This is a genomic window from Halopseudomonas phragmitis, assembly GCF_002056295.1.
Classification (GTDB): domain Bacteria; phylum Pseudomonadota; class Gammaproteobacteria; order Pseudomonadales; family Pseudomonadaceae; genus Halopseudomonas; species Halopseudomonas phragmitis.
The window spans coordinates 1,714,047-1,738,645 of sequence record NZ_CP020100.1; the positions used below are offsets into that span (position 1 = coordinate 1,714,047).

Sequence of the window (24,599 nt, forward strand, 5' to 3'; positions counted from 1 at the left end):
ATTAGTCACGTCTGCATGCTGACATCCCGGCTGGCCAGGGAATATTGCCCGGGTGTTGGGCTGGCGGGCTGCTTTGGTCGCTCTACCTGTGGCGATTGGACTGGGAAAATTTCCCGCTGGCCAGTCAGTGCGATACCCGTCTGCGCAGCTATTTGACCGGCAGCTCTTGACCCCGTGGTCACTTGGTTTTATGGTTCGCCCCGAACGTTGAGGCTGGCACGATCCATACGGCTCAAGTACTGACGACGAGACAGCAAGACCGGGGTTTTCCGGACTTATTGCTTTCGGCGCACGCCTTGGGAAGTAGGCGAACCAAAGTGGGGATACTGATCAGACGTTCGCACCCCCGGGTTGTGTGTTGGCTTATGCGTTCAGAGCGCTTCCGTCGGAGAGCGTCTCCTTTCTGGTTCGTCCGGAGGGAGTGCGCTTGTCTGCCCTGCATCTGATCAGTTCATGTCCTCACGCGGCCCGATCCGAACTTTGCAACTTTGGAGCCGACGCCATGTCCATCAAGCTGGAAGACTATTTCGACCGCGACACTTTTGGTCGCATCAAGGCCTGTGCTGATCAGCACGAAACCCCGTTCCTGGTGGTTGACCTCAAGACCATCGACCGCGCTTACGACGAACTGGTCGATGGGTTTCCATTCGCCAAGGTTTACTATGCGGTCAAGGCCAATCCGGCCAATGAAGTGCTGAGCCTGCTGAAAAGCAAAGGTTCGAACTTCGACATCGCCTCTATTTATGAATTGGAGAAGGTCCTGGCTCTGGGCGTCAAGCCCGAGCAGATCAGCTTCGGCAACACCATCAAGAAGTCCAAGCACATCCGCGCCTTCTATGAGAAAGGTGTGCGCCTGTTCGCCACCGACTCGGAAGCCGACCTGCGCAACATCGCCAAGGCCGCTCCGGGCTCCAAGGTTTATGTACGCATTCTGACCGAAGGCTCGACCACTGCCGACTGGCCGCTGTCGCGCAAGTTCGGTTGCCAGACCGACATGGCCATGGATCTGCTGGTGCTGGCCAAGGAACTGGGCCTGGACCCCTACGGCATCTCCTTCCACGTCGGCTCTCAGCAGCGCGATATCGGTGCCTGGGACGCGGCGATTGCCAAGGTCAAGGTGATCTTCGAGCGCCTGAAAGAGGAAGACGGCATCACCCTGAAGATGATCAACATGGGTGGTGGCTTCCCGGCCAACTACATCACCAAGACCAACACTCTGCAGACCTACGCTGAGGAAATCACCCGCTTCCTGCACGAGGACTTTGGTGACGAGCTGCCGGAAATCATCCTCGAACCGGGCCGCTCGCTGATCGCCAACGCCGGCATCCTGGTCAGCGAGGTGGTGCTGGTCTCGCGCAAGTCGCACACCGCGCTGGAGCGTTGGGTGTACACCGACGTGGGCAAGTTCAGCGGCCTGATCGAAACCATGGACGAGTCGATCAAGTTCCCGATCTGGACCGACAAGAAGGGCGAGCTGGAAGAGGCGGTGATCGCCGGTCCGACCTGCGACAGCGCCGACATCATGTACGAGCACTACAAGTACGGTCTGCCGCTGAACCTGGCGATCGGCGACCGCCTGTACTGGCTGTCTACCGGCGCCTACACCACCAGCTACAGTGCGATCGAATTCAACGGTTTCCCGCCGTTGGAGGCTTTCTATATCTAACGCGTTCGGCGCTGCGCTGTAGTACAAAAAGCCCGCTCCTGTTGCACAAGGAGCGGGCTTTCATCTATTGGCAGTCAGCGTTTGATGCCGCAGGTGGCGGGAAGCGCTGGCTTAGCTCGTACATGGATGGCCACGTCGCTACGCTTCTCGCCATGACGCCAGGTAAGACGGGTCAGGCGAACTTCTGAATATTCGCCATCAGCTCACGCAGCGCTTCGATATTGTCCTTCGGATGCACCGCGCCTTCGAAGCTGCACAGCTGTTCGAAGTTGGCGGCGACGTCTTCCGGGCTGAAGCCTTCGTCGGGGTTGAAGCCGATGCCCAGTGAGCGCTCCCAGCGTACTTTACCCATCCAGCCACCGCCGACTTCGAACAGGCTGCCGGTTTCCTGGCATTGCTCGGAGCACAGGTAGGCGACCAGCGGGCTGACCAGTTCGGGCTTGAGCTTGTCGAAAGCACCGGGCGGGAACAGGCCTTCGGTCATGCGGGTGCCGCCAGTGGGGGCGATCGCGTTGACGAAGATGTTGTTCTTGCGGCCTTCGATGGCCAGGGTCCGGGTGAAGCCGTACAGGCCCAGCTTGGCCATGCCGTAGTTGGCCTGGCCGAAGTTGCCGTAGATGCCTGAGGTGGAGGAGGTGAAGATCACACGGCCGAAGTTGTTATTCTTCATGTGCTCCCAGGCGGCTTTAGTCGTCTTGTAGGCACCTTCGACGTGAACCTTGTAGACCAGATCCCAGTCGGCGTCGGTCATCTTGGCGAAGCTCTTGTCGCGCAGGATACCGGCGTTGTTGACCACTACATCGACGCGGCCGAAGTTATCCATGGCGCACTGCACGATTTTGTCGCCGTCTACTACGCTGTCGGGGTTGGCGATGGCGGTGCCGCCGGCGGCCTTGATTTCTTCTACGACTTTCAGTGCGGCTTCGCTGTTGGCGCCTTCGCCGGTGGCGCTGCCACCCAGGTCGTTGACGATGACCTTGGCACCGTGCTTGGCGAACAGCAGGGCGTGGGCACGGCCGATGCCGCCGCCGGCGCCGGTAACGATGACGACCTTGTCGTCAAAACGGATATCGCTCATGGAAACTCTCCTTAGACCGGGCAGAGTGAAAGTGAAAAAAGACGTCCAGTGTCGAACAGGTGTTTGAATATGGCAAGGGTAAGGGTCGTGGTGAATGGTGCAGCATAAGTCAGCAGCGGGCCGCTACGGGTAGGCACAGGATTGGAGAGTGCCGTGCCAGGGCTTTCACGGGTAGGCAAAAGCGGTAATACTCGCTGCGTTTGAACCTTATGCTGACAGGATACCCCTATGCCCGGGAAGGCTTTGCTTGTACTGCTGACGTTGACTGCCGCCGCGCTTGGCGGCTGTACGCCACGCTTGGTGACTGTTCACGATGGCCTTGAGGCGATTTTTGTTGATGCACAGTCGCAGACGCCGATCGCTGGTGTACAGGTTTATGCTTTGATGCCCGGCAAGCCTGGGCCGCAGGTGCTGGGGCGCAGTAATGAGTCTGGTCAGGTCAGCATCAGACCCCGGCGGCGGTTGGAGGTGGTCGTGCCGCTTGGCGAGCGCATGACGATGTTGTCGCTATGGGCCTGCAAGTCGGGTCATGAGCGGCTTGAAGTTGCCGGCCGGATGGGCTGGAATGCCGATTATCGGGCTGTCACGCATCGACCGGATGCGCCGATACCTCTGGCATCGATTGAACAGGGTGAGCAGGGCTGCCCATAGATGTGTATAGGAGTACGCAGCAGTGAACGTTGGAATCTATATCTATGACCACGCCGAGGTGCTGGATTTTTCTGGCCCGTTCGAGGTGTTCTCAACCGCCAGCCGGTTGTCTGAGCCCAAGGGTTTGTTCAAGGTGTTTTTGCTGGCCGAAACGCTGCAGCCGGTCAATGCTCGCGGCGGTTTCAGCGTCAATCCGCAGTATGCGCTGAGTGATCACCCTGCGCTGGATGTGCTGATCGTGGCGGGGGGCGTTCATAGCGCTGAACTGCACAAGCCGGGGGTGATTGCCTGGGTTGCCGAGCAGGCCAGGTCGGTGCCGCTGGTGGCCTCGGTGTGTACCGGTGCCTTTATTCTGGCTCAGGCCGGAGTGCTGGACGGGCTGGAGGTCACGACGCACTGGGAAGACATTGCTGATCTTAGGCATGACTATCCGGCATTGACGGTGTGTGAGGGGCGGCGCTGGGTCGATACCGGCAAGCTGGTGACGTCGGGCGGCATTTCTGCCGGCATCGATATGAGCCTGCATCTGGTTTCCAGGTTGGGTGGCATGGCTCTGGCCCAGATGACCGCGCGGCAGATGGAATTCGATTGGTCCAACGGCTGATAATCAGCGCAATCAAAGCACGTAGCGGGAGTTTCACGTCATGCAGCCATTTGCGCGTCATACCTGCCCGCTGTGCGGCCAGCCCAACGGCTGCGCTCCGGCTGCGGCAGGCAGTTTTGAGGTGGATTGCTGGTGTCGGCAGGTGAGTGTAAGCCCGCAGGCGCTGGCCCAGGTGCCGGAGGCGCTCAAGGGCAAGGCGTGCTTGTGCCGGGCTTGTGCTGTTGCCGATGTATCGGCGGAGCAGGGCAGTGAGCCTGCTGAATGAGTTTGAGAGCGGGCCTGCGAGCCGCTCCTACCGGGGTAGCACATAGAGTTTGGTAGGAGCGGCTCGCAGCCGCGAAACGACCAACCGGTGATTACACCAACTCGATCGCCACGGCAGTAGCTTCACCACCACCGATGCACAGCGAGGCGATGCCACGCTTGCCGCCGGTTTTCTGCAGGGCGTTGATCAAGGTGACAATGATCCGCGAGCCGGTGGAGCCGACCGGGTGACCCTGGGCGCAGGCACCACCGTAGATGTTGACCTTGCTGTGATCCAGGCCGTGTTCACGCATGGCCAGCATGGTGACCATGGCAAAGGCTTCGTTGATTTCGAACAGGTCAACGTCGTCCTTGCTCCAGCCGGTCTTGTTGAACAGGTTGGTCATGGCGCCGACCGGGGCCAGGGTGAACTCGCTCGGGTCCTGGCTCTGGGTGGCGTGGCCAACGATCCGGGCCAGTGGCTTGAGGCCACGACGCTGAGCTTCGGCGGCGGTCATCAGGACCAGGGCGCTGGCGCCATCGGAAATCGAACTGGCGTTGGCGGCGGTGATGGTGCCGTCCTTCTTAAAGGCCGGGCGCAGACCGGGGATCTTGTCGATGTTGGCGTTGTGCGGCTGCTCATCGTCCTTGACCACAACCTCACCCTTGCGGGTGGTAACGGTGACCGGAACGATTTCGCTGGCCAGGCTGCCGTTGTCGATTGCAGCTTGGGCGCGCTTGAGTGATTCGATGGCGTAGGCGTCCATCTCTTCACGGCTGATGCCATACTTGTCGGCAGTATCCTGGGCGAAGGAACCCATCAGGCGACCGGTGCGGGCATCTTCCAAACCGTCGAAGAACATGTGGTCCTTGATTTCGCCGTGACCCATGCGCAGGCCGGTGCGGGCCTTTTCCATGATGTAGGGGGCGTTGGTCATGCTCTCCATGCCACCGGCGACCATGACCTGGTTGCTGCCGGCCTTGAGTGCGTCGTGGGCCTGCATTACCGCTTTCATGCCGGAGCCACACAGTTTGTTGATGGTGGTGCAGCCAGTGGCGGCGGGCAGCCCGGCGTTGAGGCTGGCCTGGCGGGCCGGACCCTGTTTGAGACCAGCGGGCAGTACGCAGCCCATGATTACTTCCTGCACATCGGCAGCGTCAATGCCGGCGCGGGCTACGGCTTCGCGAATGGCGATGGCGCCCAGGTCCACGGCGCTGAGGCTCGACAGGCTACCCTGAAAGCCGCCCATCGGGGTGCGGGCGCCGCTGACGATGACGATATCGGTGTCTGACATGTTGTGTTCCTACCTATATGACTGGTTACTTATTTTTGGTCATCAATCGACTTGATGCGGTCATTATACGCTCAAACCGGTTCGTGATACCCGTTATGATCCGGTTCATACTTTGGAGTGATAGGTGGCGCTCAACGGGACTGTCTATAGTGCCCCCATCGGCCAAAGTTGCCGAGCCAAGATTCAAAACTAAGACCCCACAAGCCCAATAACAGGAAGGTCACACCACATGCTCAAGACCCGTGTCATCCCGCCGACCGAAGGCGCTCATTCTACCCCGTTGCTGATCAAGAACCTGCTGCTGTCCGGCCGCCGTTATGAGCGTAGCCAGGAAATCATCTACCGTGATATCAGCCGCTACGATTATGCCACCTTCAATGAGCGTATCTGCCGTCTGGCCAATGTTCTGACTGCTGCCGGCGTCAAGCCGGGCGATACCGTTGCGGTGATGGATTGGGACAGCCATCGCTATCTGGAATGCATGTTTGCCGTGCCGATGATTGGCGCGGTGCTGCACACCATCAATATCCGCCTGTCGCCGGAACAGATCCTCTACACCATGAACCATGCCGATGACATCTTCGTGCTGGTCAATGCCGAGTTCGTGCCGCTGTACAAGGCGGTCGAGGATCACCTGACCACGGTCGAGAAAACTATTTTGCTGACCGATGGCGACGAGAAAACCGCCGATCTGCCAAATCTGGTTGGTGAGTATGAAACGCTGCTGGCCGCCGCCGCGCCGACCTACGACTTCCCTGACTTCGACGAGAATTCGGTCGCCACGACCTTCTACACCACCGGTACCACCGGCAACCCCAAGGGCGTGTATTTCACTCATCGGCAACTGGTACTGCACACCCTGACCCAGGCCGGCATGATGGGCGGTCTGGACAGCATGCGCCTGTTCGGCAACCGCGACGTCTACATGCCGATCACGCCGATGTTTCACGTGCATGCCTGGGGTATTCCCTACACCGCGACCTTGCTGGGGGTCAAACAGGTGTATCCGGGTCGTTATGAGCCGGAAATGCTGTGCAAGCTGATCAAGCAGGAAAAGGTGACCTTCTCCCACTGCGTGCCAACTATCCTTGGCATGCTGCTCAATGCTGACGGCGCCAAGGATTACGATTTTGGCGGAATGAAAGTGATCATCGGCGGCAGTGCGCTGAACCGCGGTCTGTATGAGGCGGCCAAGGCTCGAGGCATGAAATTGTCCGCCGCCTACGGCATGTCCGAGACCTGTCCGCTGATTTCCAGTGGTTACATCAACCTGGAACTGGAAGCCGGCAGTGAAGACGAGCGCGCGGCCTACAAGATCAAGGCAGGTGTGCCGGTGCCGTTAGTCGAGGCGCGGATCATGGACAGTGACGGCAACTTCCTGCCCAGTGACGGCAAGTCGCAGGGTGAACTGGTGTTGCGTGCGCCCTGGCTGACTCAGGGTTACTACCGCGAGCCGGAGAAGAGTGCTGAGCTGTGGGCCCACGGCTGGATGCATACCGGTGACGTGGCGACCATCGATGAGATGGGCTTCATTGAAATTCGCGACCGCATTAAGGATGTGATCAAGACCGGCGGCGAGTGGATTTCCTCGCTTGAGCTGGAAGACCTGATCAGCCTCAGTCCGGCGGTCAAGGAAGTGGCAGTAGTCGGGGTACCTGATCCGCAGTGGGACGAGCGTCCGTTTGCGCTGATCGTGCCGCGTGAAGGGCAGGCGATGGATGCCAAGGTTCTGCGCGACCATCTCAAGCCATTCGTGGATGAGGGGCGGATCAACAAGTGGGCGATCCCGACGCAGATCGCAACTGTTACCGAAATACCCAAAACCAGCGTCGGCAAGCTCGACAAGAAGCGCATTCGCGTCGAGATCGCTGAGTGGCAAGAGGCTGGAGCCCCGTTCCTGTCTACCTTGTAAGCTTTTTATCGTGGTAACGTGCGGGGGTAACACTCTGTGCCCTCGCACGTTTTTAGCAACTCTGAAATTGATCTTCGGGGCTGTCAAAGTAGTGGCGGTCATGCCGCTTCACCCGATGGTCAGGCTCTCTTGCCGGTTCCCTGATTATCCTGCAAATCATACTTTGGGTGGATCACCCGACCAAAGTGCTTGGCTATAGTGCACCGCAGCGTTGTATAGCTGTTTTCAGCGATACAGCCTCATTTATCAATCCACCCAGGCACGCTATGACGCGCCCCCGAGCCCTGAGCTCTGGATGGTTACTCCATGCCGCGGCATAGCAAGCAAGGCAGAATCATATGAAGCAAAGCACCCTGATCTTTTCCTCCATCCTGGCCTCGGCCCTGGCTATCCAGGCCGCGCACGCTCGGGATGTTTCTGCATTGGGCAGTACCCTGACCCCGGTTGGCGCCGAGATGGCCGGTAATGCTGCGGGCACTATTCCTGCCTGGACTGGTGGTTTGCCGGTCGATGCCGGCTCAGTTGACAGCAAGGGTTTTCTTTCAGACCCCTTTGCCGATGACAAGCCGCTGTTTGTGATTACTGCGCAGAACTATGAGCAGTACCAGGACAATCTGGCTCCTGGCCAGATCGCCATGTTCAAGCGTTACCCCGATACCTATCGCATGCCGGTTTACCCGACCCGCCGTAGCGCGGCCATGCCCGAAGCTATCTATGAGGCCACTCGTCGCAATGCTGCCAATACTCAGCTGGTGCAGGGTGGCAACGGCCTGGCCAACTTCGAGAAGGCCAACCCGTTCCCGATGCCGCAAAGTGGTGTGGAAGTGGCGTGGAACCACATTACCCGTTACCGTGGTGGCACCGTGCGCCGGGTGGTCGGCCAGGTAACTCCGCAGACCAACGGTTCCTTCACGCTGGTTCGTTTCAATGAAGAGTTCGTGTTCCCCTATGGATTGCCTGACTATGATCCGGCCAGTCAGGGCAACATCCTGTTCTACTTCAAGCAGCAGGTAACCGAGCCGGCGCGTCTGGCCGGGAACGTACTGCTGGTGCATGAGACCATTGATCAGGTCAAAGAACCGCGCATGGCCTGGGTTTACAATGCTGGTCAGCGCCGGGTGCGGCGCGCGCCGCAGGTCTCCTATGACGGTCCAGGTACCGCCTCTGACGGTCTGCGTACCTCCGACAATCTGGATATGTACAACGGCGCACCTGACCGTTACAACTGGGAGCTGGTCGGCAAGAAAGAGCTGTATATCGCCTACAACAGCTATGGTCTGAACTCTACCGACCTGCGTTACAGCGACATCATTCAGCCGGGCCATATCAATCAGGACCTGACACGTTATGAGCTGCACCGGGTTTGGGAAGTAGTCGCCACGGTCAAGGACGGCGAGCGTCATATCTACGCCAAGCGCCACTTCTTTGTCGATGAGGATAGCTGGCAGGCTGCGCATATTGACCATTACGACGCGCGTGGCTCGCTGTGGCGTGTAGCTGAGGCGCATGCGCTGCAGTACTACAACAATCAGGTGCCGTGGTATGCCATGGAAACCCTGTATGACCTGGTTGCCGGTCGTTACCTGGTGATGGGTATGAATAATGAAGAGCGCACCGACTATGAGTTCAACTACGGTGCCAATCCCAGTGACTTCACTCCGGCGGCACTGCGTCAATCTGGCGTACGTTAGTTTGAACAACTGAGTCACCCTGAGCAGGCGGCCCCCGGGCCGCCTGTTTTGTTACAAATCGACAAGACGCTTTGCCCGCCAATCGATAAACTTGGCGCATGACTCTGTCGATCCCCCTCAACCCCGGCAAGATCTTCCGCCCGCCGCTGCCGGTGGATCATTTGCCGCGCCCTGAGTTGATCGGTCTGTTGAACAAGGCCCGCCAGCGCCGGCTGATTCTGGTCTGTGCACCGGCAGGGTTTGGCAAAAGCACCCTGGCGATCGAATACTGCCAACAGTTGGACGCGCCCTGGCGTTCTGCCTGGGTTTCACTGGATGGTCGTGACGGTCAGCCAGCGCAGTTCCTGCGGACCCTGGTCGATGCCCTGGCTACCCTTTATCCGGGGCTGGGCGAGGCCGAGCTGGCGTTGTTGCAGCAACACCACAGTCAGCAGCCGTTGGACGTTGAGCAGCGGGCGGTGTCGATCCTCTCCGAGTTGCGCGCCCGGCATGCCGAAGACCAGCCCCTGGTGCTGGTGCTGGACGACTACCATCTGGTCCAGAGTCCGCCCTGTGATCGTTTGTGCGCACTGTTGCTGGAACACCTGCCGGGCAATATTCAACTGTTCATCACCAGCCGCCAGAAGCCTGACTGGCACCTGGCCCGGCTGCGCCTGAGTCATCAGTTACTGGAACTGGGCGAAGAGCATTTGCGCCTGAGCAACGACGAAGCTCGGCTGTTTCTCGAGCAGGCTGGGCTGGACCTGGCCGACCCCGAGTGGACGCGCCAGGCGTTGCAGCGCAACGAAGGCTGGATCGCCGGTCTGCGGTTGCTCAGTGTTGCGGCCGAACAACAGTCCAGGCCGCTGGCCTTGCCGTTGTCCGGGCCGTTGGTGGACGAGTACCTGCTTGAAGAGGTGATTCTGCGCCAGCCCGAACCGGTGCGGGTATTTCTGCACGAAATTGCCTGGCTCGACCGTTTCTGTGTCGAGCTCTGCGACAGCGTGCGCGATGCCTCCGACAGCCTGGACATCATTACCCACCTGTTGCGGCACCATGTGTTTCTGGTACCGCTGGACAATGACGGCACCTGGTACCGCTTTCACCATCTGTTTTCCGACGTGCTGCGTGAGCGGGTTGCCCGTGACGATCCGCGCCTGCGTCTGCGCACTCATCTGCGAGCCTGCCACTGGTTTGGTCATCAGGGTCGGATCAGTGATGCGGTCGAGCATGCGCTGGCAGCCGAGCGACCGGAAGAGGCAGCCAGCCTGGTCCAGAACCTGTCGCTTGACCAATTGCTGGCCGAGCAGCATGTCGGCACCCTGTTGCGCTGGAAGGCTGAGTTGCCCAGCGTATTGCAGGGCAGCAGCGCGCGGCTGGTGCTGGTGCATGGCTGGACGCTGGCGCTGGCCTGTCAGCTTGAAGATGCCGAGGCCATGCTGGCCAGGCTCAGCCGCTTCCTGCCGCAGGCCAATGCCGACAGGCAGCGCCGGGTGCTGGGTCAGGCTCTGGTGCTCAAGGGGTTTCTGGCCCGGGCGGCGGGTCGTCTGGATGAGGCCGACCATCTCAGCCATCAGGCCCTGGCTTGTCTGGATGAGCGTGACCCCGGGAGCCGATTGATGGCGATGCTGACTCTGGCTGATGTCGAGCTGTGCCGTGGCCACCATGAGGCTGCCCGACACTGGGCTCGCAGCGCTCTGGAACTGGCGCAACGTGCCGGCAACCCGCTGCTTGAGGCTCAGGTGGTGTTCATGCGCGCCCGTTTGTTGCAGGCCCGAGGGCAGGTTGGCCGGGCCCTGCAACTGCTGGAGCGGCATAGCCAGGAACTGGAGCGGATGGATTATCCCGAGGGGTTGGCAGTCCGGGCTCGCCTGCGGCTTTACCGTGGTTATCTGCTGGGGCAGCAGGGCGACATGGGCATGGCCCTGCGCCTGCTCGATAGCGGCATTGAAGAGGGACGCCGCTGCCGGGATGTCTATGTGCTGATGGGCTACTGCGTGATGGGCAGTTTGTTGACCCAGCAACGTGAGGTGGCCCGTGCCTTCGATGTGCTGACCGAGGCCGAACGGCTCATGCATCTGTGGGACGTTCCGCCAATCTACTATCTGGGCTGGATCACGGCGATCAAGAGCGAGCTGTGGATGCACTCCGAGCGGCTTGATCTGGCTGCGCACTGGCTACCGCGTCTGCGTCAGACCTATTGTCTGGAGTCGCCAGCCGCGCCACCGCCATTCTTCCATGCGCTGGCTTCGCTGATTGAGCAGATTCATGCCGGACTGCTCTGGTATCGGGGCGAACAGGTCGCGGCCGAAAGCCTGATGCGCCGGCTGCTTTCGCAGCTCCAGCACAATGGGGAAAAGCTGCGGGCCTTGTCGGTTCAGTTGCATCTGCTGCGCATGCTGTTTCGTACCCAGCGCCAGGCTGAGGCTGAGCAGTTGCTGTTCAGTGCGCTGGTGCAGGCTGCCGATGATCATCTGGCCGGCCCGTTCATGCGTCTGGTCGATCAGGCACCAGCCGGGCTGGCCGAGGCTCTGCGCCGTGCACCGGCTTCAGCCTTGCGTGACCAGTTGCTGGAGCGTTTGCCTGGGGTCAGCGGCCCGGATGGTCGACGTATCAATGCGGCCCTGCGCGAACCGCTCAGCAGCCGTGAGCTGGATGTGCTGCGCTGCATCGCTCAGGGCTATTCAAACCAGCAGATCAGCGAAGCACTGTTCATCTCTTTGCACACGGTCAAGAGCCACGCCCGGCGGATCAACCACAAGCTGGGTGTCTCGCGGCGGACCCAGGCGGTGGCTCAGGCCAAGGTGCTAGGGCTGTTGGGGTGATCGGCATTGCACTTTGCCGCTCTTGCGCTTGAGAGCGCGGCGGCGTATAAGGAGGCGCTCATTATCTTGAACACGCTGTCTGCCTCAGCGTAGGCGCCGCAGTCCTGCGGCGCATGGATGCCCGTTTTTGCGCCTAGCTGGCGCGCCCACAGGATGAGCCCTATGAGTGTTACCCCGACAATCGACGCAACCACCTGGAAACGCGCGGGCAAGCGCGAGTGGTGGGGGTTGGCGGTCCTGGTATTGCCGACCCTGCTGCTGGCGCTGGACATGACTGTCCTGCATCTGGCTGCGCCGCACCTGAGCGCCGATCTCAAGCCGACCAGTTCGCAACTGTTGTGGATTCTCGACATCTACGGCTTCATGATCGCCGGTTTCCTGATCACCATGGGGACCCTGGGGGATCGTATCGGTCGGCGACGGTTGCTGCTGGTCGGCGCCTTTGCCTTTGGCGTTGCCTCGGTAATGGCGGCGTTCGCCAACTCGGCCAATATGCTGATTCTGACCCGCGCGCTACTCGGCATCGCCGGTGCGACCCTGATGCCTTCGACCCTGTCGCTGATCCGCAACATGTTCCAGGTCGATAGCCAGCGCACCCTGGCTATCACCATCTGGATGACCGGCTTCATCGTTGGCAGCGCCATTGGGCCGCTGGTAGGTGGGCTGATGCTGGAGTTCTTCTGGTGGGGGGCAGTGTTCCTGCTTGGTGTGCCTGTCATGCTTCTCCTTCTTATTGCTGGGCCATTGCTGTTGCCTGAGTTTCGCGATGAGCAGGCCGGGCGGCTGGATCTGGTCAGTGCGCTGTTGTGCGTGGCGACGTTTCTGCTGGTGATCTATGGCATCAAGAGCAGCGCTCGCGACGGCCTGAGTCTGCTGGCACTGCTGGTCAGCCTGAGCGGGCTTGCTGTGGGCTGGCTGTTCGTCCGGCGCCAGCGCCTGATTGCCCAGCCGATGTTCGATCTGGGGCTGTTTGCCAACCGGGCCTTCAGTGTCTCGGTGGTGGCCATGTTGCTGACCATTCTGGCGCTGTCTGGTGCCTGGCTGCTGATTTTCCAGTATTTGCAGGGTGTGGTTGGTCTGACGCCGCTGCAGGCCGGGCTGGTGATGTTGCCCTCGGCGCTGGTTCAAACCGCAGCCTCATTGCTGGTGCCGCGTATGGCGCGTTGGCTTAAACCTTCGGTACTGGTCAGTTGTGGGCTGCTGCTGGCGGTCATGGGGTTCGTCGCCCTGATGCTGGTCAGCGGGCGCGCAACGGTCGGCTTGCTGGTGCTGGGGACGGTCATCATGGGCGCCGGGGTAATGCCGATGATGATTCTTGGGACCGATCTGGTGATCAGTTCGGCACCGCCGGAGAAGGCCGGTACGGCCGCCGCTACCTCGGAAACTGCCGCCGAACTGGGTATGGCTCTGGGCATTGCGGTGATCGGCACAGTGGGTGCCAGCGTATACCGCCGGCAAATGACCGACAGCCTGCCAGCCGGGTTGAGCTCTGAGCAGTATGAGGTGGCCGTCGATACGTTGGGCGGTGCGCTGGGTGTGATCGAACAGTTGGCTCCGGAGGCCGCCAGTCAGGTTCTACTCAGTGTGCAGATGGCCTTTAGCGAAGCGCTGCACGTCAATGCGTTTATCGGTGCGCTGATCATGGCCACCACGGCTGTGCTGACTGCCGTGTGCCTGCGTCAGGTGCGGCTGGGAGCTAGCAGTCACTGAATAAAACCGGGCGCCCTGGGCGCCCGGTTGCTGCGGGTTCAACCTGCAAACTTGAGCCCCACCAGGCCGGCCAGGACCAGCAGCAAGCTGGCCAGGCGCAGCGGGTTGGCGCTATCGCCATAGATCAGAATCCCCAGCACAACGGTGCCGACGGCACCGATGCCGACCCAGATGGCATAGGCGGTACCGACCGGCAACACCTTCATGGCCTGAGCCAGTAGATAGAAGCTGGCGGCCATGGCAAGCAGGGTCAGAATACTGGGGAGCGGGCGGGTGAAACCGGCAGAGGCCTTGAGTCCAAGAGCCCAGCCGACTTCCAGCAGGCCGGCGGTGACGAGAAAGATCCAAGCCATGTTCATGAGCAAAGTCCATGTCAGGCAGGGTCGTCCCTGAAAAGCGGAATACACACCGGGTCGTCCCGGCGGTATTGTGGTGCGAGGCTGTAGCTTAGCAACCCCTCCCGGGGTGTCAAATCCGCTGCCGACTCCTCCCGGTAAGCACACTGTGCCAAAATGTTCTCTGTACTATCGACAAGGACTCCCATGGACGCCACACATACCACGCTAATCCGCGAAACTTTCCCGGTCGGCCCGTTGCAGTGCAACTGCACGATCATTGGCGATCCGCTGACCAAAAAAGCCATCGTGGTCGATCCCGGCGGGGATCATCAGTTCATTCTCAAGCGTCTGGATGAGCTGGGCCTGAAAGTGGTCAGCATCATTCATACCCATGCTCATCTGGACCACTTTCTGGCCTCCGGGGAAATGAAGAAAGCTACCGGCGCCACACTGCATCTGCATGAGGGGGACAAGTTTCTCTGGGATAACCTGGAAATGCAGTGTCGGATGTTCGGGGTGCCTTATACGCCGGTGCCGGCGCCTGACCAGTGGTTGCGTGATGACGAGGAACTGGCCTGTGGTTGCGGGGTGGCGATGCATACTCCGGGGCATACCCCCGGCTCGATGAGCTTCTGGTTCCCCCAGGCCAAGCTGCTGATTGCCGGCGACACCCTGTTTCGTCGTGGGATCGGTCGCACCGATCTGTGGGGTGGCGACTATGGGCAGATCGAAAAATCGATTCGCCAGCGTCTGTATACACTGGACGAAGAGGCCGTGGTGGTGACTGGTCATGGGCCAGATACCCGAATAGGTGACGAGATTCGCGAAAACCCCTTCATACAAGGGTGAGGCGGGAAATTTTTTCCTATTCTGTGGTCTCAGCCTCTGACCCGCTCGCCCTGGAATGCTAACCTGTGGCTCGGATATGAACGACCCTATGCAAGGAAACCAAAAATGAAAACTCAAGCTTTGTTTGCTGTTGGCCTGAGTGCCGTGCTGCTGACCGGCTGCGCTACCCAGGATGCCTACACTGGCGAACAGAAGACCAGCCGTTCTGCACTGTATGGTCTGGGCGGTGCCGCTGCCGGAGCGGTTGTCGGTGCTGCTACTTCAAGTCGCAGTGACCGGACCAAGGGCGCGCTGATCGGCGCAACCGTTGGCGGCGCAGCGGGTGCCGGTTACGGTTATTACGTTGATCAGCAGGAAGCTCGTCTGCGTCAGGAACTGACTGGCACCGGGGTGCAGGTGATCCGTAATGGCGACAACCTGCAACTGATCATGCCTGGCAACATCACCTTTGCCAGCAACAGCTCGGACATCTCCAGCAGCTTCTATCCAACCCTGAACTCGCTGGTCAAGGTGTTCAAGGAGTTCGACAAGAACGGTGTCGCTATCGTCGGTCACACCGACAGCACCGGTTCCATGGAGCTGAACATGCGTCTGTCGCAGGACCGTGCCAACAGCGTGGCTTCCTATCTGACTGGCCAGGGTGTGCCGGGCAGCCGGATCAGTAGCCGTGGCGTTGGTCCGACTCAGCCGATCGCCAGCAACGACACTACTGCCGGACGTGCTCAGAACCGTCGGGTGGAGATCAATCTGTTCCCGCTGTGATTTGATGTCGGGCGGCGGGAGCATCAGCTCCCGCCGCCTGCTAACGTGTAATTTCTACCGCTTTATCCGCGCCCTGCCAGCGGCGGATACTCACTATGCAACTGCGCCAGCAGTGCATCCTTTTCTTCCCACAGACCGTTGACCCACTGCTGGAAACGCTCGCGAAATGCCGCGTCGTTCTGGTAGTCCTGGCCGAGGAATTCGCCAGGAATCGGGCGGATCTGGCAGCGCATCACCACCTGGCGGATACGTCCGCAGAGCAGATCCCAGAAGCTGGGGCTGCCGTCTGGATAGTGGATGGTGATATCGACCAGTGAGCGCAACTTGTCGCCCATGGCGTCGAGCACGAACGCCACGCCGCCGGACTTGGGCTTGAGCAGGTGCCGGTAGGGCGATTGCTGCTCGGCATGCTTGGCCGGGGTCAGGCGGGTGCCCTCCAGGAAGTTGAAAACCGCCACTGGGGTGTTTTTGAATTTGGCGCAGGCCTTGCGGGTGGTCTCCAGGTCTTGGCCGGCCTTTTCCGGGTGTTTGGCCAGATAAGCCTTGGAATAGCGTTTCATGAACGGGAAATCCAGGGCCCACCAGCACAGACCAATGATTGGCACCCAGATCAGTTCCTGTTTGAGGAAGAACTTGAGCATTGGCATACGCCGATTGAGGGTGTGTTGCAGGGCCAGAATGTCGACCCAGCTCCGGTGGTTGCTAGTGACCAGATACCAGCCTTCGTACTTGAGTTGTTCGTGCCCCTGGATGTCCCACTGGGTCTGACCGCTCAGGCGCATCCAGGCGCTATTGCAGCATATCCAGGACTCGGCGATGCGAATCATGACCCGGGTGCACAGCACCTGCAGGGACTTGATGGGCAGCAGTTTGAGCAGGGCGCAGGGTAGCAGCAGGGAGAAGTGAATCAGGGTGTTGAGCACCAGCAGCAGGGCGGCCAGCACCCCGCGTACCGGTGCAGGTAAAAAACTCAGCATCGATGACGATCCATAGGGGTGGCCGTGAGGCCACCGTTTCAGTTGTTTTTGTCGGCCTGGATTGCCGTCAGGGCAATGGTATAGACGATATCGTCCACCAGTGCCCCACGCGACAGGTCGTTGACCGGTTTGCGCAGGCCCTGCAGCATCGGGCCGACGCTGACCACGTTGGCGCTGCGTTGCACCGCCTTGTAGGTGGTGTTGCCAGTGTTCAGGTCCGGGAACACGAATACAGTGGCCTGACCGGCCACCGGGCTGTCCGGAGCCTTTTGCCGACCGACACTGGCAATGGCGGCGGCATCATACTGGAGTGGGCCATCGATCAAAAGTCCCGGTTCGCGCTCACGGGCCAGGCGGGTGGCCTCACGAACTTTCTCCACATCGACCCCGGTACCGGAGCTGCCGGTCGAGTAGCTGATCATCGCCACCCGTGCGGGAATGCCGAAGGATTCGGCCGAACGGGCGCTCTGGATGGCGATCTCGGCCAGTTCCTCGGCATTAGGGTCGGGGTTGACCGCACAGTCACCATAGACCAGCACCTGTTCGGGCAGCAGCATGAAGAAGATCGACGACACCAGGTTATAGCCGGGCGCGGTCTTGATCAGTTGGAAGGCCGGGCGGATGGTGTTGGCGGTGGTATGGATGGCGCCGGAAACCAGGCCATCGACTTCGTCCAGAGCCAGCATCATGGTGCCCAGTACCACATTGTCTTCCAGTTGCTGCAGGGCCATGGGTGCGTTCAGGCCGCGCCCTTTGCGTAACTCGACCATGGGCTCGACGTAGCGTTCGCGCACGCTGTCCGGATCAATGATTTGCAGGCCTTCGGGCAGGGTGATGTGCTGGGCCTTGGCCACCGCTTCGACCGATTCGGGTTTGGCCAGCAGAATGCACTGGGCGATGCCGCGGCGCTGACAGATAGCCGCAGCCTGGACCGTGCGTGGCTCGTCGCCTTCGGGTAGCACGATACGCTTGGCCGCCTGCTGCGCCCGGCGCACCAGTTCATAACGGAACGCAGGAGGTGACAGGCGCAGTTCCCGCGGGCTGCCACAGCGGCGTTGCAGCCAGGCCTGGTCAATGTGCGAAGCCACGTAGTCGGTGACTTTCCCGGCCCGTTCCTGATCGTCGATCGGTATTTCCCGGTTCATCCGGTCCAGCTGGGTGGCGGTATCGAAACTGTTGCTGGCCACGCTCAGCACCGGCAGGCCGCTGCCCAGCGCTGGGCGGCAGAATTCGATCACGCCCTGATCCGGAATGATGCCGCCCGTCAGCAGCAGGCCGGCCAGCGGGGTGCCGGCCAATGAGGCCAGGCCGCTGGCAATGATGATGTCATCGCGGTCGCCGGGGGTGACGATCAGCGTGCCGGGTTTGAGCCGGTTGAGGATGTTGGGGACGGTGCGGGCACACAAGGCGATTTCCATGACCCGGCGACTATCTATGTCACCCTCATGCAGCACTCGGGCGCCGAGCAGTTCGGCAATATCCGAGGTGCGGGGTGCGTTCAGTTCGTCCTGCCAGGGAATGCAGCCGATCAGCCGGAAGTCATCGGTGTCCAGAACCTTGGACTCCTGCTTCAGGGCCAGAGCGAACTCCTTGAGAGTGCGCTTGAGTTCGCCCCGGTCGGCAGGTTCAGTGTCGCCGGGTGCCAGGTCGCGGACCTTGTTGACGATCACTCCAAGCACCTTGGGGTTACGCGGGCCGCCAAAGGTCTGGGCGTGGATCTCGATGCGGTCGGCCAGGCTGGCCATATCATCGCCGTCCGGAGCGCTGACCAGAATGATTTCAGCGTCCAGGCTGCGTGCCAGGTGGACGTTGATCCGTGCGGCATAGCTGGCCTGCCGGGTCGGCACCATGCCTTCGATCACCACCACGTCGGCGCCCTCGGCGGCCTGTCTGTAACGGCTGACGATGTCTTCCAGCACTTCGTCGAGTTCGCCGTTGGCCAGCCGGTGCTCGACTTCAGGCAGCGGTAGCGGGGTTGGTGGTTGCAGGCCCAGAGTGCGGCTGATCAGTTCGCTCGAGCGCTCGGGCCCTGCGTCACCGGGATGGGGTTGGGCAATCGGCTTGAGAAAGTGAACCTTGAGGCCGGTGCGCTCCAGCGCCCGGATCAGGCCCAGGCTGATGGAAGTAAGGCCTACGCCGAAGCCGGTCGGGGCAATGAAAAAGGTATGCATGTGTCAGTCCTTGGCATGCGAGTGATCGAGCAGCACCAGGCTTTCTTCGGCAATCTGGCGTTCTTCGTCGGTAGGGATCACCAGGATCTGTGGCGACCCCGGTGCGTGAATCTTGCCAGCCAGGCCGCGGGGCAGGCTGCTGTTGGCATCCGGGTCCAGGCTCAGGCCGAGAATGCCCAGATGATTGAGAGTCAGGGCGCGGATCAGGGGCGAGTTTTCGCCGATGCCGCCGGTAAAGACCAGCCCGTCAAGATGTGGCAGAGCCACGGCCAGGCCAGCCAGCGAGCGGGCCAAGCGGTAACAGAACACCTCGATGGCCAGTTTCGCGCCGCTGTGGCCGTTGGCTCGGGCCTGCTCCAGTTGGCGCATATCGTTGGACAGACCTGAGAGCCCCAATAGTCCGCTTTCGCGGTTGAGCAGCCGCTCGATCCGTGGCAGATCCCAGCCCAGGGTGCGAGCCAGGTGCGCATGCAGATTGGGGTCGACATCACCGCTGCGGGTGCCCATTACCAGGCCTTCCAGCGGGGTCAGCCCCATGCTGGTATCCAGGCTCTTGCCGTTGAATACCGCACAACTTGAGCAGCCGTTGCCCAGGTGGGCGCTGAGCCAGGCGCCCTGGCCCGGACGCTGGCCCGTCAGGCGGCTGGCCTGATTGGTGACGTACTGGTGGCTGGTGCCATGGAAGCCGTAGCGACGAACCCCATGCACGGCATACAGATCATCCGGCAGCGCGTAGCGGTAGGCGTGTGGCGGCATGCTCTGGTGAAAGGCAGTGTCGAAAATGGCTACCTGAGGTATGTCCTGAAACACCTTGCGGGCGGCGCGGATACCGATCAGGTTGGCCGGGTTGTGCAGAGGCGCCAGCGGGGCATTGGCTTCGATAGCAGCCATGACTTGCTCATCGATCAGGCTGGCGCCGGTGAAGTGCTCGCCGCCATGTACCACCCGATGACCTACTGCGCTGATCGGTTGCCCGGCAAACCGGCCGATCACCGGCAACAGGCTGGCCAGAGCGCTTTGGTGATCCTGGCCGCTGAGGGCTTCGGTATGCTTTTCATTGCCGGCCTGCCAGCTCAGGTTGGCGCCGGGAGTGTCCAGTTGTTCGGCCAGGCCGCTCAGCAGCGGTTGGCTGTCGCCTTCCTTGCGCAGGGCGAATTTGATCGAGGAACTGCCACAGTTGATGACCAGTACCAAACGTGTCGTCATGCTGATTCCATTGTCGTTGACCGTGCGGGCTATCTTCCGGCGCGGTCATGTATCGGTCAACCCGTGCGTTCTGCAGATAATACGCGTACACTGAGGTTTTTTGACGCAGCATAGGACAATATTATGCAGATTGCCGCCAACAAGGCCGTATCGATTGACTACACCCTGACCAACGATGCTGGCGAAGTTCTGGATTCTTCCGCAGGCGGTGCTCCGCTAGTTTACCTGCACGGCGCAGGCAACATCATTCCGGGCCTGGAAAAGGCGCTGGACGGCAAGCAAGCCGGTGATGAACTGAAGGTGTCGGTCGAGCCGGAAGAAGCCTATGGCGAGTTCAGCGCTGAGCTGGTAGCGGTCCTGGGCCGCCACATGTTCGAAGGCGTTGATGAGCTGGAAGTCGGCATGCAGTTCCATGCCTCCGGCCCGGACGGCAGCATGCAGATCGTTACCATCACTGCGCTGGAAGGCGACGAAGTCACCGTTGATGGCAACCATCCGCTGGCTGGCCAGCGTCTGACCTTCGAAGTCAAGGTTGTCAGCGTGCGTGATGCCAGTGACGATGAGATTGCTCATGGTCATATTCATGGTGAAGGTGGTGTTCACCACTGATAGTCACGCGCTGTAAAAAACGGCTCCCCTTGCCCTTGGGCAACGGGAGCCGTTTTGTTTTCTCCCTTCCTGTTGTTAATTCCATTTTATCACCAAAATCAATAATCATGGTTGTCGCTATAAAGTTGAGATGACCGGTCGTATAGTGCCTGGCATGAACGCTATCCAAGACAAACGCGCCAGGATTCTTGCCGCCGGCACTGAAGTAATGTTGCGCAAGGGCTACAACGGTACCGGGGTGCAGGAAATCACTCAGGGGGCCGGGGTGCCCAAGGGCTCTTTCTATCATTACTTCGAGAGCAAGGAAGATTTCGCTATCCAGGCCTTGCACTATTACTACACCCCCCGCCTGGAGCGTTTTGCCAGCGCCTTGCAGAGTGAGGATGCCTCGCCGCGCGAGCGGGTTCTGCGCTTTTACCGTGACCTGGTGGGCTATTTCGCCAACCAGGAGCAGCCAACCCACCAGTGTTTCATCGGCAGCCTGTGTCACGAAAAGGCCGATGAAAGTCAGCCGATTGGTTATGCCGCCAGTGCCATTCTCAAGCGCTCGGGTGAACTGCTGGCCGAGTGTCTGGAGCAGGCCCGTCAGTGCGGTGAGCTGAACCCGGAGCAGGATTGCGTGGCCCTGGCCAGCTTTATTGGTGCAGCCTGGGAGGGCGCGCTGCTGCGGATGAAGATCGATCGTCAAATTGCCCCGCTGCGGGTTTTCATTGCCCAACTGGAACGCCTGCTGCAACCCTGATCGTCCTGCGGGAGCTGTCGGGGTGCCATGGATGGTGCTTGATCAAATCAAATAGACGACCGGTCAACTGACACGGTCGCGTACTACCCAGCCCAATAACCTTCCAGGAGACACTTTATGTCCGCTGATGTCCGTCCCTTGTTTGAACCCATTACCCTAGGGCCCTTAAGCCTCGGCAACCGCATTGTCATGGCGCCGATGACCCGCAATTTCTCCCCTGACGGTGTTCCGACCGAGGACGTGGTGCGTTACTACCAGCGTCGCGCCGAGTCAGGCGTTGGTCTGATCATTACTGAAGGCACCACGATTGGTCACAAGGCCGCCAACGGTTACCCGCATGTCCCGGCCATTCATGGTGAAGCGGCCCTGGCTGGCTGGAAGAAGGTGGTCGATGCAGTGCATGCGGTCGGCGGCAAGATCGCTCCGCAGCTGTGGCATGTTGGCAATGTTCGGCGCCTGGGCACCGAGCCGGATGGCGATGTGCCCGGCTACGGCCCGATGGAAAAGCGCAAGGATGGCAAGCTGATCGTCCATGGCATGACTCAGCAGGATATCGATGAGGTGGTCCAGGCTTTCGCCCAGGCCGCGCGTGATGCCAAGGCCATCGGTTTCGATGCGGTGGAAATCCATGGTGCGCACGGTTACCTGGTCGACCAGTTCTTCTGGGAAGGCTGCAACCAGCGTGATGACGCCTATGGCGGCAGCCTGGAGAAGCGCGGTCGTTTCGCTGTAGAGGTGATTCGTGCGGTGCGTGAGGCGGTTGGGCCGGACTTCCCGGTGATTTTCCGGTTCTCGCAGTGGAAGCAGCAGGACTACACCGCGCGTCTGGCTCCGACTCCGGAGCTGCTGGAGCAGTTCCTCAAGCCGTTGAGTGAGGCCGGCGTGGATATTTTCCACTGCTCACAGCGACGTTTCTGGGAGCCGGAGTTCGAGGGCTCGAACCTGAATCTGGCAGGCTGGACCCGCAAGATCACCGGCAAACCCTGTATCACTGTTGGCAGTGTTGGCCTGGACAGCGAGTTCCTGGAATACATGGTCAAGACCGACAAGGTGGCTCAGACCGCCAATATCGATGATCTGCTGGTTCGCCTGGCGGCTGACGAGTTTGATCTGGTGGCGGTTGGCCGGGCCCTGATTGTCGATCCGGCCTGGGCTGACAAGGTCCGTGAAGGGCGTTTCGCCGATATCCTGCCGTTCAGTCGCGACGCGCTGAAAACCCTCGCCTGAGGGCTAGGCCCGCCTGATGCAGGGCGGGCCTATCTATTTGCCAACCGCCGCCGTTTGATCGGCGGCCGGTTGTGCCGCCTGCAGCAAATACCCCTCGAACCGTTCGACGATGGCCGACCAATCCAACTGGCAGGCCCGGTGGCGCGCGTGCAGGCGCACGCTGCGCCGGCCTTCGCTATCACGGATCAGCCAGCGCAGGTTGTCGATAAATACCTGCTCATGGGCGATTGGCGCCAGACAACCGCTGTAACGGTCGCGGATGTGTTGATGGGCGGCGGCGGTGTCGAAGGCGTTGACTGCCAGGCCTGAGGCCATGGCTTCGGTGACCACGTTGCCAAAGGTTTCGGTCAGACTGGGAAACACGAACAGATCAGCGCTGGCATAGGCCGCGGCCAGCGGCTGGCCTGTCAGCGCGCCCATGAAGACTGCGCCGGGCAACTGCTGGCGCAGTTCCGGGGCTTGCGGCCCATCGCCGACCACCACCAGGTGCAGGCTCTGATGGCGTTGCTCGGCCTCGCGCCGCAGGGTGTTCCAGCTATTGATCAGCAAGCCCAGGTTCTTCTCTGCCGCCAGTCGGCCGACGTGCAGCAGTACCAGGTCGCCGGGCTCAGCGCCCCATTGGTGGCGCAGGGCCGGGTCGCGGTGGGCCGGGTGGAACAGTTCACAGTCGACACCTCGCCCGAGCAGGGCCAGGTTGTGCAGGCCCAGGCGCAACAGCTCGCGTTGCTGGGTCGAGCTGGCGGTCAGGGTCAGTCGGGTCTGGTTATGGAACCAGCGCAGGTAGCGCATCATCGGTTCGCGCATCAGGCCCAGACCGTAATGGTCGCTGTACTGCTGGAAGTTGGTGTGAAAGCCGCTGATTACCGGAATTCTGAGGCGCCGGGCGGTGCGTAGCGCGGACCAGCCCAACGGCCCCTCGGTGGCCAGGTATACGGCTTCGGGGCGCTGTTCCTGCCACAGCCTGGATAGGTAGCGATTGGCGGGCAGGCCCCATTGCAGTTCCGGATAGCCAGGAATCGGCAGCCCCGAGACCAGGTGTTGATGGAGTGCGCCGTCGTCGATCAGGCCGGGCTTTTCCCCGGCCTGGGCCGGACGTATCAACTGCACCGCATGATGGCGATGTAACAGGCCCCGGCACAGGCGGCCAAGGGTGTTGGCAACACCATTGATCTGTGGGGCATAGGTTTCGGTGACCAGCGCGAAGCAGTGGTCGGGGGTGTGGGTCGGTCTCATGCTCGGAGTATGGCTGCGGGTCATGATCGGCGTGTGAAGATTGAATGACCGAATGGTGACGCCGAATGTGACTGCGCAGCTAGGTTACCTAAGGCCTGGTGTTTCGTTCACGGACCCAGAGCAGGGTGGAGCCGGCCACGGCCGCCGGCATTACCAGCAGATTGACCAGCGGAATCAGCATGCCGATGTAGACTGGCAGGCCGAAGCCCAGCGACAGCAGGCGCTGGCCGCGCATCCAGCGCAGCATGTCGATGAAGCTGACCTGATCATTGTCGGCCTGGTAGTCGATATATTGCACGGCCATCATCCAGATTCCGAAGGCCAGCAATAGCGGGGAGGCGATCAGATTGATCACCGGGATCAGGGTCAGCAGCAACAGGGCGATCAGGCGTGGCAGATAGTAGGCGATCTTGCGCAGCTCCCGGCCCAGGCTGCGGGGCACTACCAGGGCGATGTCGCGGTAGCTGGTGGGGGGGCTGACCAGTCCGCGTTCCTGTTCGGCAACCTTTTCCGCCAGAAAGCCATAGAACGGTGAGGCGATCAGGTTGGCGATCATGCTGAAGCTGAAAAACAGCACCAGCAGAACTACCAGGGCGAACAGCGGCCATAGCAGCCACTCGACGAAACTCAGCCAGTCAGGCAGTTGCGGCATCAGCCGGGTCATCCACAGATTGAACTGGCGGATGCCAAAGCCGATCAGGGCGATGAACAGGGCCAGGTTGAGCAGCAGCGGGATGATAAAAAAGCGCCGCAGACCAGGTTGCAGAATAGTGCGCCAGCCTTCCTTGAGGTAGTCCGGGCCACGCAGGAAGGGAAGGGATTCGGCCATCG

The 24,599-nt window shown here is 60.8% G+C and carries 21 protein-coding genes; 13 read left to right on the plus strand and 8 right to left on the minus strand.

The genetic code is table 11. The annotated features are described in order from the left end of the window. The first annotated feature begins 502 nt into the window (after positions 1-502). Positions 503-1,666, plus strand: coding sequence for a type III PLP-dependent enzyme (locus BVH74_RS07890; protein ID WP_080049527.1), 1,164 nt, complete (start codon positions 503-505; stop codon positions 1,664-1,666). Between the two features lie 172 nt (positions 1,667-1,838). Here the strand turns inward: BVH74_RS07890 and BVH74_RS07895 are convergent, their stop codons facing one another. Beyond that, a complete protein-coding gene (locus BVH74_RS07895; RefSeq protein WP_080049528.1) occupies positions 1,839-2,744 on the minus strand; it encodes an SDR family oxidoreductase in 906 nt (301 codons plus the stop codon). A 228-nt stretch (positions 2,745-2,972) separates the two neighbouring features. On the opposite strand from BVH74_RS07895, the gene BVH74_RS07900 reads away from it, so the two are divergent. Genes BVH74_RS07900 through BVH74_RS07910 form a run of 3 tightly spaced genes read left to right on the plus strand, consistent with a single transcriptional unit; the run spans position 2,973 to position 4,264 of the window. Beyond that, positions 2,973-3,395 (plus strand): hypothetical protein, encoded by a 423-nt coding sequence (locus BVH74_RS07900; protein ID WP_080049529.1) that lies wholly within the window; start codon positions 2,973-2,975, stop codon positions 3,393-3,395. A gap of 22 nt (positions 3,396-3,417) precedes the next feature. Then, positions 3,418-3,999, plus strand: a complete 582-nt coding sequence (locus BVH74_RS07905) for a DJ-1/PfpI family protein (RefSeq protein ID WP_080049530.1) — start codon at positions 3,418-3,420, stop codon at positions 3,997-3,999. A gap of 40 nt (positions 4,000-4,039) precedes the next feature. Continuing rightward, on the plus strand, positions 4,040-4,264 hold the full coding sequence (locus BVH74_RS07910) for a cysteine-rich CWC family protein (RefSeq protein WP_080049531.1): 225 nt from the start codon (positions 4,040-4,042) through the stop codon (positions 4,262-4,264). A 91-nt stretch (positions 4,265-4,355) separates the two neighbouring features. Here BVH74_RS07910 and BVH74_RS07915 read toward each other — a convergent pair whose 3' ends face one another. Next, entirely contained in the window at positions 4,356-5,537 is a 1,182-nt protein-coding gene (locus BVH74_RS07915; protein WP_080049532.1) for an acetyl-CoA C-acyltransferase, read from the minus strand. 229 nt (positions 5,538-5,766) lie between these two features. Between BVH74_RS07915 and BVH74_RS07920 the strand changes: the two genes are divergently transcribed. The 4 genes from BVH74_RS07920 to BVH74_RS07935 all read left to right on the plus strand — a co-directional run bounded on the left by BVH74_RS07920 (position 5,767) and on the right by BVH74_RS07935 (position 13,654). After that, positions 5,767-7,449, plus strand: a complete 1,683-nt coding sequence (locus tag BVH74_RS07920) for a fatty acid--CoA ligase (protein ID WP_080049533.1) — start codon at positions 5,767-5,769, stop codon at positions 7,447-7,449. 338 nt (positions 7,450-7,787) lie between these two features. Then, the gene (locus BVH74_RS07925) at positions 7,788-9,140 is read left to right on the plus strand and encodes a DUF1329 domain-containing protein (RefSeq protein ID WP_080049534.1); all 1,353 of its coding nucleotides are present in this window, start codon (positions 7,788-7,790) and stop codon (positions 9,138-9,140) included. A 98-nt stretch (positions 9,141-9,238) separates the two neighbouring features. Next, positions 9,239-11,944 carry a winged helix-turn-helix domain-containing protein gene (locus BVH74_RS07930; protein WP_080049535.1) on the plus strand — a complete coding sequence of 902 codons (2,706 nt, stop codon included), beginning with the start codon at positions 9,239-9,241 and terminating at the stop codon, positions 11,942-11,944. A 162-nt stretch (positions 11,945-12,106) separates the two neighbouring features. Continuing rightward, positions 12,107-13,654, plus strand: coding sequence for an MFS transporter (locus BVH74_RS07935; RefSeq protein WP_080049536.1), 1,548 nt, complete (start codon positions 12,107-12,109; stop codon positions 13,652-13,654). Positions 13,655-13,692: 38 nt separating this feature from the next. Here the strand turns inward: BVH74_RS07935 and sugE are convergent, their stop codons facing one another. Next, positions 13,693-14,013, minus strand: coding sequence for a quaternary ammonium compound efflux SMR transporter SugE (gene sugE / locus BVH74_RS07940; RefSeq protein WP_080049537.1), 321 nt, complete (start codon positions 14,011-14,013; stop codon positions 13,693-13,695). A 183-nt stretch (positions 14,014-14,196) separates the two neighbouring features. Between sugE and BVH74_RS07945 the strand changes: the two genes are divergently transcribed. Together BVH74_RS07945 and BVH74_RS07950 are read left to right on the plus strand one after the other, a co-directional pair. Further along, positions 14,197-14,841 carry an MBL fold metallo-hydrolase gene (locus BVH74_RS07945; protein ID WP_080049538.1) on the plus strand — a complete coding sequence of 215 codons (645 nt, stop codon included), beginning with the start codon at positions 14,197-14,199 and terminating at the stop codon, positions 14,839-14,841. 105 nt (positions 14,842-14,946) lie between these two features. After that, a complete protein-coding gene (locus BVH74_RS07950; RefSeq protein ID WP_080049539.1) occupies positions 14,947-15,603 on the plus strand; it encodes a YiaD family glycine zipper/OmpA-like lipoprotein in 657 nt (218 codons plus the stop codon). Between the two features lie 62 nt (positions 15,604-15,665). Here the strand turns inward: BVH74_RS07950 and yihG are convergent, their stop codons facing one another. Genes yihG through BVH74_RS07965 form a run of 3 tightly spaced genes read right to left on the minus strand, consistent with a single transcriptional unit; the run spans position 15,666 to position 19,957 of the window. After that, on the minus strand, positions 15,666-16,580 hold the full coding sequence (yihG, locus tag BVH74_RS07955) for a 1-acylglycerol-3-phosphate O-acyltransferase, YihG family (RefSeq protein WP_080049540.1): 915 nt from the start codon (positions 16,578-16,580) through the stop codon (positions 15,666-15,668). Positions 16,581-16,618: 38 nt separating this feature from the next. Next, positions 16,619-18,751: a phosphate acetyltransferase gene (gene pta, locus BVH74_RS07960; RefSeq protein ID WP_080049541.1), complete on the minus strand. Its 2,133-nt coding sequence runs from the start codon at positions 18,749-18,751 to the stop codon at positions 16,619-16,621. Positions 18,752-18,754: 3 nt separating this feature from the next. Further along, entirely contained in the window at positions 18,755-19,957 is a 1,203-nt protein-coding gene (locus BVH74_RS07965; protein WP_080049542.1) for an acetate kinase, read from the minus strand. Between the two features lie 123 nt (positions 19,958-20,080). Between BVH74_RS07965 and BVH74_RS07970 the strand changes: the two genes are divergently transcribed. The 3 genes from BVH74_RS07970 to BVH74_RS07980 all read left to right on the plus strand — a co-directional run bounded on the left by BVH74_RS07970 (position 20,081) and on the right by BVH74_RS07980 (position 22,535). Beyond that, the gene (locus BVH74_RS07970) at positions 20,081-20,566 is read left to right on the plus strand and encodes an FKBP-type peptidyl-prolyl cis-trans isomerase (RefSeq protein WP_080049543.1); all 486 of its coding nucleotides are present in this window, start codon (positions 20,081-20,083) and stop codon (positions 20,564-20,566) included. A gap of 154 nt (positions 20,567-20,720) precedes the next feature. Next, entirely contained in the window at positions 20,721-21,308 is a 588-nt protein-coding gene (locus BVH74_RS07975) for a TetR/AcrR family transcriptional regulator (protein WP_080049544.1), read from the plus strand. A gap of 117 nt (positions 21,309-21,425) precedes the next feature. After that, positions 21,426-22,535, plus strand: a complete 1,110-nt coding sequence (locus tag BVH74_RS07980; protein ID WP_080049545.1) for an NADH:flavin oxidoreductase — start codon at positions 21,426-21,428, stop codon at positions 22,533-22,535. A gap of 33 nt (positions 22,536-22,568) precedes the next feature. Here the strand turns inward: BVH74_RS07980 and BVH74_RS07985 are convergent, their stop codons facing one another. Both BVH74_RS07985 and cysZ read right to left on the minus strand, forming a co-directional pair. Next, entirely contained in the window at positions 22,569-23,768 is a 1,200-nt protein-coding gene (locus BVH74_RS07985) for a glycosyltransferase family 4 protein (protein WP_155121700.1), read from the minus strand. A gap of 88 nt (positions 23,769-23,856) precedes the next feature. Further along, a complete protein-coding gene (gene cysZ, locus BVH74_RS07990; protein ID WP_080049547.1) occupies positions 23,857-24,597 on the minus strand; it encodes a sulfate transporter CysZ in 741 nt (246 codons plus the stop codon). Positions 24,598-24,599 lie beyond the last annotated feature (2 nt).